The sequence below is a fragment of the Gordonia sp. YY1 genome (genome assembly GCF_009872315.1).
Taxonomy (GTDB): domain Bacteria; phylum Actinomycetota; class Actinomycetes; order Mycobacteriales; family Mycobacteriaceae; genus Gordonia; species Gordonia amicalis.
Genome location: NZ_WXYI01000019.1, coordinates 48,029 through 62,180 on the forward strand (window position 1 = coordinate 48,029; position 14,152 = coordinate 62,180).

Sequence of the window (14,152 nt, forward strand, 5' to 3'; positions counted from 1 at the left end):
GTCAGCAGTAGTGCTGTTCTGCCGCGCGGATCACCTTGTCCGCCTTGATGTTCGCCTCTTCGACGGTTTTGGTGCCCGGCCCGACCGAGGCGGTGACGAAAGCCTTCACCATGCCCGGATCGGTGCCCTTCTGCCGGGCGCCGCAGACGTACTTCGCCATGGTGAGCGCGACGGAGTTGTCGTTGTCCCCCATGAAGGTCACGTTCGCCGCCTTGAGCGCACCGAGGTAGGCACGCGCCTTGTCGTCGAGCGGCGCTCCGCTGGGACCGGGGAAGCTGTCCGGGACCTTGGTGCTCGGGTTGGGTCCGGTCTCGGGCAGCTTCGAGGTGCCCGACGGCGCGTCTGACACGGCCTTGCTGGGCGACTCGGCCGATGCCGAACCCGGCGCACTCGCGGACGATCCCGCGGCCGAGTACAGCGACGTGGTGGTGACCGGGTTGTTGGTGATCGGTGCACTGGCCGTCGAGTCGTCCGAACAGGCCGAGACCGAGCCGAGCGCGAGAGCGAGGCCCGTCACGGCCAGCACCAGCCGAGCACACTTCGTTGTCATCGCCACTTCCTGTCGAACCTTCTATCCAGCCGGACGCGACGCAGTCGGACACTGCATCGCACGCCCCGTCAGGCTACCGTCCCCGCACACCCCGACGATCCCGCTCACGGGCGCGACCTGCACGAACCCCTCGATTCCTCAGCGAAGTCTCAGCAGGTGCACACGTGCGGTCGAGGTTCGACCCGCACTTGAGGCCCCGATCACTCCAGAACCCATCACCTCAGAACCCATCACTTCAGAACCTTGCTGCCGTCCTTGGCCGTCCAGGTGATGCGGCCGTGCTCGAAGTAGTTGACCCGACCCTTGCCGTCGCGGGTCGGCTCCTCGTTGCTCAGCGGCTTGCCGAGACGGCCCCCGGGGCCGCCCGCGGCCACATAGGCACCGCCGATGGCGCCGGTGACGATCTTCGGACCCTTCGGACCGGTGAAGATGCGGCCGTTGGCGAAGTCCTGGGCCTTGCCACCGGGCACACCGTAGGACGGGGTCAGGCAGCCACCCAGATCGCCCTTGTTGGCGTCCCAGAGCTTGCGGAATGCACCGTCGACGCGGCAGGCGACCGCATCACGCGAGAGGCCGAGGGCAGCCGCAGCCTGCGGCCATGCCTGCATCATCTCGAACTCCCAGTACGGCCAGGTGTGCGTCCCGGACGGACGGTAGACGGCCTGACCCGGAATTCCCTTGCGGTTCAACTGGATTGCGAACTGCTGAGATGTGACGCGGCTCAGCATCTCCAAGCCCACGCCGGAGTAGTTGGTCGCCAGCATCGGGATGTCCGACGGCTTGTCGTGTTCGCCGACCATGCCGTTGCCCGAGGAGACGTACAGGCTCGTTCCCTGCAGCTTCTCGGCCAGCACGTACGGGTCGTGTTCCTTCCAGGCCGGATCCGAGGGCGGCCCGAACATCTTCATCGAGTCGTAGCCGCCGCCGTCGCGCACCGCGAACTGGATGGCCTGCGGCATACCGAAGGAGCTGAACTGCAGGATGCCGGAGAACGATGCGGCGAACTTGTAGAACCCGGGGTTACGTGCGGCGAGCATCATCGCGGCCGAACCACCCATCGACAGACCCTCGATGCCGCGGACGTCCGTGGATCGCCAGTCGTTCTCGAGGACGGGCGGCAGTTCCCGCATCAGGAACGTCTCCCACTTGTAGTTCTTGCCGCGGTCGGGTTCCTTCCAGTCGGTGTAGAAGCTCGACTCACCGCCGATCGGCAGGATCACGTTGACGTTCTTGTCCTTGTAGAAGTCGACGATCTTGGTGTTGAGGATCCAGCCGCTCTGGTCGTCCTGCGCACGCAGACCGTCGAGCATCGTCAGCTGGGGGAACTTCTCCTTGGGCTTGGCGTGCCAGTCACGGGCCAGGAGGATCTGCACCTGGATGTTGGTGTTCATCGACGGCGAGTACACCCAGAGGGCGACCCGGCGATCGGTGTACCAGTAGGTGTTGGTCACCTTGCCGGGCGGGACCGGGGCCGCCGCCGGAGCCGGAGCCGGCGCCGGCGCGCGCGGCGAGGCCGGGGGTGCCGGCGCTGCCGAGGTGGGAGGTGCGGCCGGAGAAGCCGGAGCCGGCTCGGCGCCCGCGAGGCCCTGGCCGACGACAAGCGTCACCACGGCCACGATGGCCACCACGACGGCCATCGCCGTTCGCCAGGCCACTCCGACACCGAACGGTCGTGAACCACTGTTTCGCCGCATCACTCTCCAGAACTCCTTCGCCCAAGTACAACGGCGTCCGCACATCCTGACCGATTCCCCGTCAGTCACAACGCATCATCAATACCAAACGCCTCAGGAGTTTCTTACACGGGATTGATGCCCGGTGTCCGAACGCCACGCTGTGACTCGTGAGATTTGTGTGACAGTTGATACCGAAAGCAGGTGGAGCTCTGCATGACACGACGACGCCCCGCCCGGGATTCCCGGACGGGGCGTCGTGATGGCCGTGTCAGGCCGGACCGGTGCCGATCAGCGGAAGAATCCGCGGTTCTTGGCGTTCCAGACCATGTCCTGCCAGTAACCCCAGGCGTGGGTGCCGTTGGCGTAGTAAGTCATGAGCGGCACGCCCTGGACGAATGCGGCGGCCTCGAAGGCCTTCGACTGGGTGAACGCCAGCAACTCCAGCGTCGAACCCTTGAACAGGTCGTCGAAGACGTTCGGCAGCGCGTTGTACCGACCGAAGAGCCCGTTGCCGGATCCGACGAAGAGCTTCATGCCACGCATGTTGCCGATGTTCCAGAAGGGATCGTTCTGGAACCAACGCAGGCTCCACGGCGGGCCCCACATCGCGTCGATGTTCCACGGCTTGGGATCGACGTCGAACATGGCCAGACGCAGCGCGGTGCGCATACCGGGTGCGCTCAGGAAGTTGTAGCCCGACAGCGAGCCGGCGCGGTCGAAGTTCTGGCGGTTCTGCGCGCCGATCACGAGGGCGGCATTACCACCCATCGACAGGCCCATGATCGCGTAGCGCTTCGACGGCCCGACGCGGTAACCGCGCCGGTCGAGCTCGCGGACCAGAGTGTTGCTGATCACGCAGTTCCAGCGGTACCGGTAGGGCTGACCATTGAAATTGCTGGGCGCATCCCAGTCCGTGTAGAAGCTGGCGGGACCACCGATGGGTTCGACGACGTTGACGCCGGACTTCACCATCTCCTGGATGTTGGTGTTGATCTCCCAGCCGCTGTAGTCGTACTGGGCGCGCATGCCGTCGAGCATGATGACGGTCTTGTAGTTGCCGGGCCGCTTCCACGCGCGGACCTTCACATTCGGCATCCCGCAGCCGTTGACCCAGAACTCCTGCTTACCGACCTGCGTCCCGCCGATGCGGGCGCTGGCCTGTCCGGCGACGACTCCGGTCAGCCCGACAACTGTCAGCACGGCGACCAGTGCGGCGATCAGCCGGTTACCGATCCGGCCGCGCGCTGGCCTGCTCGCCTGGGTGGCAGCTTCACGCATGTACAGAATCTCCCTCTTCAGCCGGTCGAGCTGCGGATTCTCATATCCCGCCGGTCCCGTCCGGTCCTAGTGCGTCTCACATCTCTCGTCGCCGGCGCAGTGCCGGCGCGACGATGGTTACCGAGCCGATCTCGCATGCGATTCGCCGTCGGCGAGCCTATTCGATGCCCCCCGGCGTGACAAACCATGTGATTGCGATCACAACCCCGTTACCGAGGGTGTCGCAGCACTCCCGGACACCTCGGTCACGAACGAACTATCGGCCCCTGGGCCCGGGACGTTACCGATCCGAGATGTTCGGTGGCAAGTCCTCAGCACAGGACACGTGTTTTCTGTGCTTTTGCCTGGGTTCGTGTGCCAAGGTCGCGCGCACCCGCGTGAACCCGGATGTCCGACTATCCGGGATTGACCGGCGGGGGCATCTCCAGACCGCACCGGGCGATCTCGTACTCCGGCTCGCGCTGAATCCGATAGCTGTTGAACGTGAACGCCTGCTTCAGGTTGTGCTTGAAGCGGCTGAACGACCACGGCGCCTCGAAGGAGGCGAACCGGTCCTTGGTCTCGGGGCACTGGAGGGCCACCTGCGCCTGGCGGACGAGGTCCTCGTCGAGGTATCCCGGCAGGACCGGCTTGCGCGGGTACGCCCCGGCCTCGGCGACGACCCATTCGCTCGGCAGGATCTTGTCGTGCCCGATACGGCCGTCCTCGAGTCGCTCGGTGTGGGCGGCGAGCGGGTACGCCAGCCCCATCTGATCGATGACGCGGACGTCGAGCGGCGCGTTCATGCTCGTCATGCCGAGGTTGAGGAAGTAGACGGTCACCTGACGCTTGGCGCCCTGCGGCATGACAGCGGGAAGTTGCGCGACGTACCACTCGTCGTAGTTGAACGACGGCAGGATGACGCCGCCATCCTCGTGGTACTTGTCGATCTTCTCGACCATCGCACTCATGCGCGGGTAGGCGAGGTAGTCCTCGGCGGTCACCGGGTTCTCGTTGCCCATGTTCGTCACGTAGAAGCGACGTTCGTCGACGATGCCGCTGCGCCCGATGTCGATGCCGGCGTTGGGCAGCACGTTGGCGTGGGTGCTGATCCCCCAGATGAGGACCGTGACCCACAGTCCGGCCATCGCGACCGCGCCGACCAGACCGGCGCGGGTGCGACGACGTTCGGCCGAGGACACGGTGACGGGTTCCAGATCATCGTCGATGACGGACTTCTGTGAGGCACGACGCCCGAACACGGCACCGAGGTGCGCGGGGACCGTGAGCGGCACGACCATCAGCGGCAGCAGCGTCACGAAGAGCGGGACGAGCAGCACCCGACCGTGCATGAAGTCGCCGCCCTGACGTATCCAGTAGACGATCAGGATGAGACCGGCGACCACCACGACGGACACGACCGCGGTCGACGACTGCAGTCGAGCCGACAACGCGGCCAGACGCGAGCGCCACGTCACCGCCTCCAGGGAGTCGGTCGGGGTCTCGTCGGCCGCGTCCGCGTTCCGCTTGGCGTCCGCGCGCAGACGGGCACCGACGACCAGGATCACCCCGGCGACGACGGCCATCACGACCGGCAGCACCAGCGCGTAGGGGCCGAACAGGTTGGTCAGATAGGAGAGGCCCTGCTCCCACTTGGCGCCGCTGGCGTCCTTCGCCACCGCGGGGTTGGGGACCAGCAGGGCGTAGTAGCCCATCCGGAAGATCTGGTAGCCCACCGGTAGGGCACCGGCGACGAGGACCACGCCGAGGCGCATCTTCCAGCCCAGGGGCGCGAAGAAGACCAGGACCAGCACGAGACCGCCGAACACGGCGAGCTCGGGACGGACCAGCGGCGCCAGGCCGGCGGTGAAGGCCAGGGCGAGCGTCGCCGCCGCCGCGCGGGGTCCGGCGTGGGGACCGCGCCTCACCCAGGCCACCAGCTGACACCACAGCACGGCGGCCCAGAAGATGCAGAGACCGTTCTCCAGGCCGCTCGTCGCGAAGTCGCGGGCCGGCGGGATGGCGACGTAGATGATGGCGCCGAACGGGAGGAGCAGGGTCCAGCCGTCACCGGTGATACCGCCCAGACGCCTGCCGTAAAGGCGTGCGCTGCCGTACATGGCGATCGGGATGGCGGCGACCGAGCAGACCAGGGCCACCCAGAGCGCGACGTACTCGAGCTGTCCGTCGGTGATCCAGGCCCAGAACCACAGCAGATAGGTCCACGCGGTCGAGGTGTTGGCCTCCACGCGCTCACCCGCGTTGAACACCGGTCCGTTGCCGGCGAAGAGGTTGCGCAGGGTACGCAGCACGATCAGGCCGTCGTCGGCGATCCACCGGCGCTGCCAGGCGCCGATCGCGAAGAACGTCGTGACGGCGACGGCGCCGATCAGGAAGCTGACCGCGGCGAGACGACGCCGGGCGCGACCCGCTGACGACTGCGGACGATCCGTGGTGCGGGGATCTACGACGGCGTCGGTTCCGCCTTCCGACCGGACACCGTCAGTGGACTGCAGACCGTCAATTGACTGCATAGACCGCGACACCCACGCATACTAACCAGGCCACGGCCAGCAGCTGCAGTACACGGTCGCCGAGGGCGATCTCCTCGGGTTCGCCCGCCGCGCCACCGTCGACGTCGACGGCGTAGCGCAGGATCGCGACCGTGAACGGCACCATCGACACCGCGTAGGCGACGTTGCTGTCGTGGCCGTTGTCACCGCCCTTGTCGAACGCCCAGAGCCCGTAGAAGATGACCACGGCCGTGGCCGACAGTGTCCAGACGAAGCGCAGGTAGGTCGTGGTGTAGTACTGCAGCGCCTTGCGGATCTTGGCGCCGGTGCGCTCGGCGAGTTGCAGTTCGGCGTACCGCTTACCCGCGGCCATGAACAGCGAACCGAAGGCCATGACCAGCAGGAACCACTGCGAGAGCTCGATCTCGGCGGCCACGCCACCGGCGATCGCGCGCAGCAGGAAGCCCGACGACACGATGCAGATGTCGATGACTGCCTGGTTCTTCAGACCGAAGCAGTAGCCGAGCTGGATGACGAGGTAGATCGCGATGACGACCGCGGTCTGCCAGTTCGCGAGGAACGCGACGCCGATCGAGCCGGCGAGCAGCACCGACGCGAGCGCGTAGGCCAGCGGGACCGGGACCACCCCGGCCGCGATCGGCCGGAACCGCTTGGTCGGGTGATTGCGATCGGACTCGACATCCATGGCGTCGTTGACCAGGTAGATGCTCGACGCGGCGAGACAGAACGCGATGAAGGCGATGCCGGCGTCGGCCAGCACCGACAGCTCGGTGATGTTGCCCGCCGCCAGCGGTGCGGCGAGCACCAGGACGTTCTTCACCCACTGCCGCAGACGGATCGCCTTGATCAGCCCGGTGGTCAGGTTCTTCGGCGGCCCGGCGACCTTCCCGTGCTCGATCGGCTCCTCGCTCATGCACTCTCCCTGTGTCGTGTCACCCGCGCGATGACGGGGGACGCGGCGAGTCGCAGCGGCCCGCCGGGCACTGCGGCCGTGAGGCCGAGCCGCGTCAGGACGCGCGCCGCGCGACGGGCACGTCCTGAGGCCGGAGCATTCCGGGTGGGTTCGAGCAGCACCTTATCGCCCGCGATGACGGCCGCTGCGCTCGCGGCACCGATCGCGGCGCCCGCGGTGACGTCCGTCGGGTAGTGAACACCGAGCACCAGGCGTGACAGGAGCATCGGCGGCACGAGCGCGGCGGGCAGCACCCGGGCGTCCCAGCCGGCCGCCCGGCCGATGAGGATCGCGGCCGCGGTGGTCGAGGTGGCGTGCGACGACGGGAAGCTCAGCTTGCTCGGCGTGGACACCCCGATGTCGATCGCGGGATGTGCCGGCCGCGGCCGGCGCACGATGCGCTTGATGATCACCGACGCCGCATGCGCGCCGAAGGCACCCACACCGGCTTCGATCCACAGCTGCTGGGAGCGCACGTCGCCGCGGGCACGCGCCAGCGTCCAGCCGGCCCCGGAGATGGCCAGCCATCCCAGCGCGTGCTCGCCGAAGTGCGACAGACCACGCGCCGCCGACCGCACACCCGGCCGGGAACCGATGCCCGACTGGATGGCGACGAGGACCTTCTCTTCACCCGCGAGGGGTCTGGGGGCGTGGTCGGCCGGGAGCTTCATCGACTCGTCGACCTCCACCTCGGGACTACTCGATTCCGAAGACAACCGCCCAGCTCTCCTTACTGGTCAACTCACGATGTGCGGCACGGTACTGCTGTTTCATGTCGCCGAACTTCTCCTGAAGCTCCTTGATCAGCGCGAAATGCTCACGTGCGAGAGCGATCATCTTCTCGCGATCACGCTGCCGGTACACCACTCCCCGGCCGTCGGCCGTGGTGACGGTGACACCGTCGACGCGTCCGAGCGAGAACCAGCGCGCCTCGATCGGCGGGTAGTTCGCCTGCGGTACCTCATGATGCCGGGGGTCGGCGGGCCGGGCGTTGTTGACCACCGCGGCGGTCAGCGCCTTGACCTTGCTGATCGGGTTCAGCGGGATCGCCGTACCCAGATGCGTCGCCTCGCCGGACGTCCGCGGCAGCTCGGTCGCCGACGGCAACACCACCGCGTCCGGGTACTCCTTGCGCATCGCCGCCACCTTGGGCAGCGCGGTCGGCAGCAGGCTGCGGATGTGCTCGGGACCGGCGAGGAAGTCGCGGATCGCCTCGTTCTGGATGGCGACGGTCGAATACTCAAGGCACAGAAGATGTTTCGCGGTCGCTTTGGTCATCGAGCGCAGGATGCCCTTGATGGGTCCGTCATGGTGGATCGACGCGACGACGAGACGGTTGCGCAGGTGGAAATACGCCTGCCAGTCGATGGCGTCGTCCTTGTCGCTCCACGCCATGTGCCAGATCGCGATGCCCGGGATGGTGGCCGTCGGATAGCCGGCCCGAGCCGCGCGGAGCGCGAACTCCCAGTCGTCCCACTTGATGAACAGCGGCATCGGCAGGCCGACGGTCTCGGCGCACTCCCGGGGGATCATGCACATCCACCAGCCGTTGCCCTCGACATCGATCCGGCGATGCAGGTTCTTCGAGTTCTTGCGGTCACGCAGCGGGTGTTCGGAGAAGTTGTGGTCGTACTCGACGAACGGCGCCGCGGTCCACATGAAGGTGTCGCGGCGGATCACCTCACCCATGCAGTGCAGATGACTGCGGTCCTGCAGGTTGAGCATCTGCCCGCCGACGAGCATGGGGGACTTGGCGAATCGTGACATCGCGAGCGCGCGCAGGATCGAGTCCGGCTCGATGGCGATGTCGTCGTCCATGTAGAGGATGTACGGCGAATCGGTGAGTCGCAGCGCCTCGTACATGATGCGCGCGTAGCCGCCGGAACCGCCCAGGTTGCCCTGGTCGAAGATGTGGAGACGATCCCCGAGAGCCGCTGCGGCCTCGGAATATCCGGGCTCGTCGACCACCTTCTTGGTGCCCTGGTCGGGCATCATGACCGCGTCGATGACCTCGTCGACCATCGGGTCGGAGGTCAAGGCGGCCAACGCATTCACCGCGTCGGTGGGACGGTTGAAGGTCGGGATGCCGACGGTCACGCGCTTGGTGTCGGCGTCCGAGATCGGCGCATCGATCGGCGAAAACCAACCGGCGGAGACGATCTCGGTGTCGGTGTCGGTGGTGATGTCGAACCAGATCCAGCCACCGTCCTCGAAGGGACCGAGGTCGAGCTCGAACTCGGCCACACCGCGGCCGTTCTCGTCGGTGGCGATCAGGTCGCCACCGATGCCGATGCGCGAACCGTCGATCTTGGAGCGGTAGAGGTCGACGCGAGCGGTGCCGACCACCTCCACGCGCAGCACCACCGAGTCCAGGATGCTCCAGCGTCGCCAGTAGGCGGCCGCGAAGGCGTTGAAGTAGGTCTCGAAGCTGACCTCGGATTCGCCGCCGAGCAGCACCGATGTCCGGCTCGGCGCGTGCGCACGCCGGTGATTGGAGTCCGACTCGAGCAGGTACAGCGACCGCACGTCGAGCGGCTCACCCGGGCGCGGGAAGATGACGCGCTGCAGAAGGGATTTCGCCTTCGACGGCCCGGTGCCCGCCTCGGGGATCTCGGACTGATTCACGGGGGTCACCGTCATCTATTCGGCTCCTGCGGGGTCGGCCACCAGCGGCGCACCGTCTCGCAGATGCGGCGCCAGGGTGTTGTCGAACATGGTGAGCGCGCTGGCGATCGCCATGTGCATGTCGAGGTACTGGTAGGTGCCGAGACGACCGCCGAACAGGACGTTGGCGGCGGCGGTCTCGGTGCGGGCGAGCTCGCGGTAGGCGGACAGCATCGCCCGGTCCTCGGCGGTGTTGATCGGGTAGTACGGCTCGTCGTCATCCTTCGCGAAGCGGCTGAACTCGCGCATGATGACCGTCTTGTCCGTGGGGTACGAGTCCCGTTCGGGATGGAAATGACGGAATTCGTGGATCCGGGTGTACGGCACGTCGGCGTCGTTGTAGTTCATCACCGGGGTCCCCTGGAAGTCGCCGGTGTCGAGCACCTCGGTTTCGAAATCGAGTGTGCGCCAACCGAGTCGGCCGGCGGAGTACTCGAAGTAGCGGTCCAGCGGCCCGGTGTAGACGACCGGCGCATCGGGATTCTGCGCGCGCAGTTCGTCGCGGACGGCGAACCAGTCGGTCGACAGGCGCACCTCGATGCGCTCGTCGGCGGCCATGTTCTCCAGCCACGCGGTGTACCCGTCGACCGGCAGGCCCTCGTACTTGTCGTTGAAGTACCGGTTGTCGAAGGTGTACCGCACCGGGAGTCGGGTGATGTTGCCCGCAGGCAGCTCGGTCGGATCGGTCTGCCACTGCTTGGCGGTGTAGTGCTTGATGAACGCCTCGTAGAGCGGCCGCCCGATGAGGCTGATCGCCTTCTCCTCGAGGTTCTTGGCGTCGGCGGTGTCGATCTCGCCGGCCTGCTCGGCGATGAGCTTGCGCGCCTCGTCGGGCGAGAAGTAGCGGCCGAAGAACTGGCTGATGAGGCCGAGCCCCATCGGGAACTGGTAGGCCTGACCGTTGTGCAGCGCGAAGACGCGGTGCTGATAGTTGGTGAAGTCGGTGAACTGGTTCACGTACTCCCACACCCGGTCGTTGGAGGTGTGGAACAGGTGCGCACCGTACTTGTGGACCTCGATACCGGTCGTCGGCTCGGCCTCGGAGTAGGCGTTGCCACCGATGTGGTTACGCCGTTCGAGCACGAGGACTCGTTTGCCCAGCTGGGTGGCCGCCCGCTCGGCGACGGTGAGACCGAAGAATCCGGAGCCGACGACGATCAGGTCATATCTGCTACTGGTTGCCACGGGTCCTCAGGGTAACGGACCCACCCTGAGGATTCGCCGAGCCACGGGGGACGGCGTTCCGTCGCCGGGTAATCTTCGACCGTCGGTCTGCAGCCATCGGGCCCGTTCCTCTGTACTTCTTCAGTAGTTCGGGGCCCCTGTGACGTCATCGCCTGAGATATCGGCACCTCTGATCGGCGCACCGCCTCGTGCCGCGGTGCCCGACATCACCGACATCGTGGTGGTGGTCCCCGCCCACAACGAGCGGGCACTCCTCCCCTCTTGCCTCACCGCACTCGACGCCGCGGTCGCGGGAGTTCGAGTATCGGTGCAGGTGATCGTCGTGCTCGACTCCTGTGACGACGACTCCGCCGAGATCGTGCCCGACCACGTGACGACCCTGCACGTCGCCGCGAGGTGCGTGGGCACCGCGCGACGGGAGGGCTTCGGGGCAGCTGCACCCACGCCTGCCGACACCACCTGGTTCGCGACGACCGATGCCGACTCGGTGGTGCCGCCCGATTGGCTGCGCACCCACGTGCAGGCCGCCGGGTCGGGTGCCGACGCTTTCGTCGGCATCATCACGCCGGACGGCTTCGACGGATGGCCGCCGGGAACCGCGACGACGTTCGCCCGCAGCTACGACGCCCGGCCCGGGCACCAGCACGTGCACGGGGCGAACCTGGGGGTGCGTGCGAGCGCCTACGCCGCCGCCGGCGGATTCCGGGATCTGGACGCGCACGAAGACGTCGACCTGGTCCGTCGACTCCAGGAAACCGCGGCACACATCGTGTGGGGCGCGGAGGCCCCAGTGCTCACGTCGACGCGGCGAAGCGGCCGGACCGTCGACGGTTTCGCGTCCTACTTGCGCCAACTCGCCGACCGGACTCCCGGTGGGAGCAGATGAGTACCGACGCCGCACGCACGATCGTCGACTCCCCCGGGTTCGCACTGCCGCGACCCGGCGCGGGCGCGACGCTCGAGCGTTTCGCCGCTCTCACCCTCTTGTGCTCCGAGGACATCAGCACCGGACGTCTCGTCGAGGCGCACGCCGACGCGGACGCCATCCTCGGCGAGATCGTCGGCGGCGCGGTCCGACCCGGCGAGTTCTGGGGCGTCTGGGCCGCTCAACCACCCGGCACCCGGGTCGACGCACGGCGGGTGGGCGACGGATTCGAGCTCGACGGGGTCAAGGAGTGGTGCTCCGGCGCGGGTTCGTGCACCCACGCGCTCGTCACCGCCGCGACCGTGGACGGCAACCGCCTGTTCGCCGTCGACCTGCGGCAACCCGGCGTATCCGCCGACCTCTCCGTCTGGCACAGCACCGGTATGCGCGCCACCGACACCGGGACCGTCACCTTTCACGCGGTGCCCGCCACACCGGTGGGCGAGGTCGGCGCCTATCTCGACCGTCCCGGATTCTGGCATGGCGGGATGGGTGTCGCGGCGTGCTGGTTCGGTGGCGCGCGCCGCGTCGCGCGTCCTCTGTACCGCGCACTGACCCGCAACGACGACCCCCTGCTGCGGATGCACGCCGGTGCGGTGGATGCACAGCTCGCCACCGGGTGGGCCGCGATCGAGGCTGCTGCTCGCCTGATCGACGCCGACCCGACCGGGCCGTCGCAGCGGCACGCCTTCGGTCTGCGGTGGACAATCGAGCAGATCGCCACCGCGGTCGTCGACCGGGTCGGTCGTGCACTCGGGCCCGGGCCGCTGGTCGCCGACCCGGATCACGCGCGGGCGGTAGCCGACCTCACCGTCTACATCCGGCAATCACACGCCGACGCCGACCTCGCGGTTCTCGGGTCCCTCGTCGACGACCGGATCCCGGGTCCCGGGCAGGATTTCTGAGGGAGAGATCATGAGCGACGATTTCACGAACGGGGTCGAGAGCATGTCGGGGCGTTTCGCGGCAACGCCGGTCGCGGAGACGGGGACCCCGGAGGCGGAGTGGCAACGGTGGTTCGATCGCCGCGGGCGGTGGCCGGACGTCGAACTGACGGTCGAGCGTCTGGTGGTGCTGTCCGCGCATCCCGATGACGAGGTGCTGGGGGTGGGCGCGCTGATGTCGGCGGCCGCGGAGCACGGGATCGAGGTGGTCACGGTGTGCCTGTCGGACGGCGCGGGGTCGCATCCGGGGTCCCCGACGCTCACCCCGGCGCAACTCGCCGACCGAAGACGTGCCGAATTGGACACGGCGACCTCTCGCCTGGGTCTGCGCCCGTCGCGATGGTGCGGTCTCCCCGACGGCACCCTCGCCGAGCACGAGGAGGAGGTCGAGGCGATCGTGACACGGGTGCTCACCGAGACGCCGTCGGCCACCACCGGCCTGCTGGCCGTATGGGCGCACGACGGTCATCCCGACCACGAGACCGTCGGCCGATGCGCACAGCGGGTCGGCGACCGAGTGGGCGTGCCGGTGTGGATGTATCCGATCTGGATGTGGCACTGGGCCGATCCCGGGGACCCGGCCATCCCATGGCACCGGGTGCGCACCTTCGACCTCGACGAGGACACGCTGAACCGCAAACGCTCGGCGGTCGAGGCGTTCGTCACCCAGACGTCTCCGCTCTCGGATGCACCTGAGGACGCCGTCGTGCTCGGTCCACACGTCCTGGCCCGGCTGCTGCGCGATCGGGAGTTCGTCTTCGCATGAGCCGGCCGGACGATCCCACGAGCAGCGGATCCGGTCGGGGCCGGCTACCCGACAGCTACTTCCACGACATGTACGCGTCGAGCGACGACCCCTGGGGTTTCACCTCGCGGTGGTATGAGCGGCGCAAGTACGCGCTGACCCTCGCCGCACTCACGAGGCCCCGATACCGGTCGGTTTTCGAGCCGGGTTGCTCGATCGGGGTGCTCAGCGAGGGTCTGGCCGCTCGTTGCGGCCGCCTGGTGTGCACGGACGTGAGCCCACGGGCCGTCGACCTCGCGAGACGTCGGCTCGCCCGCCATCCACATGTCGACGTCCAGGTCGGCGACATCGCGGGTGACTGGCCGTCGCAGCGCTTCGACCTCATCGTCCTCAGCGAAGTGCTCTACTACCTGGACGACGCCGCACTCGCCGGGCTGATCGCCCGGCTGCCCGCCGCACTCACCCCGGACGGCGAAGTGATCGCCGTTCACTGGCGGTGGCCCGTCGAGGAGTATCCGCAGTCCGGCGACGACGTCCATGCAGCCCTCGCCAGATCGCCGCTGATCGCCTCGACGTCCTACTCGGACACCGACTTCCGACTCGACGTTCTTCGTTTGTCACCTGAACGGTCGGTTGCGCAACGAGAAGGACTCGTCGATTCCACGGAGTTATACGATCCGGCATAATGAATACCTCGACAATGGGTGTTTTCTTTCCTTC

General features: G+C 67.5%; 12 protein-coding genes. 4 read left to right on the top strand and 8 right to left on the bottom strand.

Annotated features, from left to right (window positions below):
* Nucleotide 1: 1 nt before the first annotated feature.
* The 8 genes from BPODLACK_RS19825 to glf all read right to left on the bottom strand — a co-directional run bounded on the left by BPODLACK_RS19825 (nt 2) and on the right by glf (nt 10,818).
* Nucleotides 2–550, bottom strand: coding sequence for a DUF732 domain-containing protein (locus BPODLACK_RS19825; protein ID WP_006438282.1), 549 nt, complete (start codon nt 548–550; stop codon nt 2–4).
* Nucleotides 551–780: 230 nt separating this feature from the next.
* Nucleotides 781–2,187, bottom strand: a complete 1,407-nt coding sequence (locus BPODLACK_RS19830; protein WP_159406051.1) for an alpha/beta hydrolase-fold protein — start codon at nt 2,185–2,187, stop codon at nt 781–783.
* Between the two features lie 327 nt (nt 2,188–2,514).
* The gene (locus BPODLACK_RS19835; RefSeq protein ID WP_006437667.1) at nt 2,515–3,504 is read right to left on the bottom strand and encodes an alpha/beta hydrolase; all 990 of its coding nucleotides are present in this window, start codon (nt 3,502–3,504) and stop codon (nt 2,515–2,517) included.
* A gap of 395 nt (nt 3,505–3,899) precedes the next feature.
* Complete coding sequence (gene zomB / locus BPODLACK_RS19840; RefSeq protein ID WP_006437668.1) at nt 3,900–6,017, bottom strand: flagellar motor control protein ZomB; 2,118 nt, start codon at nt 6,015–6,017, stop codon at nt 3,900–3,902.
* On the bottom strand, nt 6,004–6,930 hold the full coding sequence (locus BPODLACK_RS19845; protein ID WP_006437669.1) for a decaprenyl-phosphate phosphoribosyltransferase: 927 nt from the start codon (nt 6,928–6,930) through the stop codon (nt 6,004–6,006). Before BPODLACK_RS19845 ends, zomB begins: the two co-directional genes overlap by 14 nt.
* A complete protein-coding gene (locus tag BPODLACK_RS19850) occupies nt 6,927–7,685 on the bottom strand; it encodes a phosphatase PAP2 family protein (RefSeq protein ID WP_006437670.1) in 759 nt (252 codons plus the stop codon). The genes BPODLACK_RS19845 and BPODLACK_RS19850 overlap by 4 nt, the downstream gene beginning before the upstream one ends.
* Nucleotides 7,666–9,609, bottom strand: a complete 1,944-nt coding sequence (locus BPODLACK_RS19855; protein ID WP_006437671.1) for a glycosyltransferase — start codon at nt 9,607–9,609, stop codon at nt 7,666–7,668. The genes BPODLACK_RS19850 and BPODLACK_RS19855 overlap by 20 nt, the downstream gene beginning before the upstream one ends.
* A complete protein-coding gene (gene glf, locus BPODLACK_RS19860; protein ID WP_006437672.1) occupies nt 9,610–10,818 on the bottom strand; it encodes a UDP-galactopyranose mutase in 1,209 nt (402 codons plus the stop codon).
* A gap of 196 nt (nt 10,819–11,014) precedes the next feature.
* Between glf and BPODLACK_RS19865 the strand changes: the two genes are divergently transcribed.
* Genes BPODLACK_RS19865 through BPODLACK_RS19880 form a run of 4 tightly spaced genes read left to right on the top strand, consistent with a single transcriptional unit; the run spans nt 11,015 to nt 14,118 of the window.
* A complete protein-coding gene (locus BPODLACK_RS19865) occupies nt 11,015–11,704 on the top strand; it encodes a glycosyltransferase (protein WP_006437673.1) in 690 nt (229 codons plus the stop codon).
* The gene (locus BPODLACK_RS19870) at nt 11,701–12,648 is read left to right on the top strand and encodes an acyl-CoA dehydrogenase family protein (RefSeq protein ID WP_006437674.1); all 948 of its coding nucleotides are present in this window, start codon (nt 11,701–11,703) and stop codon (nt 12,646–12,648) included. The genes BPODLACK_RS19865 and BPODLACK_RS19870 overlap by 4 nt, the downstream gene beginning before the upstream one ends.
* 10 nt (nt 12,649–12,658) lie before the next feature.
* Nucleotides 12,659–13,453: a PIG-L deacetylase family protein gene (locus BPODLACK_RS19875; protein ID WP_006437675.1), complete on the top strand. Its 795-nt coding sequence runs from the start codon at nt 12,659–12,661 to the stop codon at nt 13,451–13,453.
* Nucleotides 13,450–14,118, top strand: coding sequence for a class I SAM-dependent DNA methyltransferase (locus tag BPODLACK_RS19880; protein ID WP_006437676.1), 669 nt, complete (start codon nt 13,450–13,452; stop codon nt 14,116–14,118). Before BPODLACK_RS19875 ends, BPODLACK_RS19880 begins: the two co-directional genes overlap by 4 nt.
* Nucleotides 14,119–14,152: the final 34 nt, after the last annotated feature.

What these genes read in the sequence shown, in the direction of transcription:
- BPODLACK_RS19870 (WP_006437674.1), top strand. Translation starts at nt 11,701, where the DNA reads ATGAGTACCGACGCCGCACGCACGATCGTCGACTCCCCCGGGTTCGCA.
- BPODLACK_RS19830 (WP_159406051.1), bottom strand. Translation starts at nt 2,187, where the DNA reads ATGGCCGTCGTGGTGGCCATCGTGGCCGTGGTGACGCTTGTCGTCGGC.
- BPODLACK_RS19825 (WP_006438282.1), bottom strand. Translation starts at nt 550, where the DNA reads ATGACAACGAAGTGTGCTCGGCTGGTGCTGGCCGTGACGGGCCTCGCT.
- BPODLACK_RS19845 (WP_006437669.1), bottom strand. Translation starts at nt 6,930, where the DNA reads ATGAGCGAGGAGCCGATCGAGCACGGGAAGGTCGCCGGGCCGCCGAAG.
- BPODLACK_RS19880 (WP_006437676.1), top strand. Translation starts at nt 13,450, where the DNA reads ATGAGCCGGCCGGACGATCCCACGAGCAGCGGATCCGGTCGGGGCCGG.
- zomB (WP_006437668.1), bottom strand. Translation starts at nt 6,017, where the DNA reads ATGCAGTCAATTGACGGTCTGCAGTCCACTGACGGTGTCCGGTCGGAA.
- BPODLACK_RS19875 (WP_006437675.1), top strand. Translation starts at nt 12,659, where the DNA reads ATGAGCGACGATTTCACGAACGGGGTCGAGAGCATGTCGGGGCGTTTC.
- BPODLACK_RS19855 (WP_006437671.1), bottom strand. Translation starts at nt 9,609, where the DNA reads ATGACGGTGACCCCCGTGAATCAGTCCGAGATCCCCGAGGCGGGCACC.
- BPODLACK_RS19835 (WP_006437667.1), bottom strand. Translation starts at nt 3,504, where the DNA reads ATGCGTGAAGCTGCCACCCAGGCGAGCAGGCCAGCGCGCGGCCGGATC.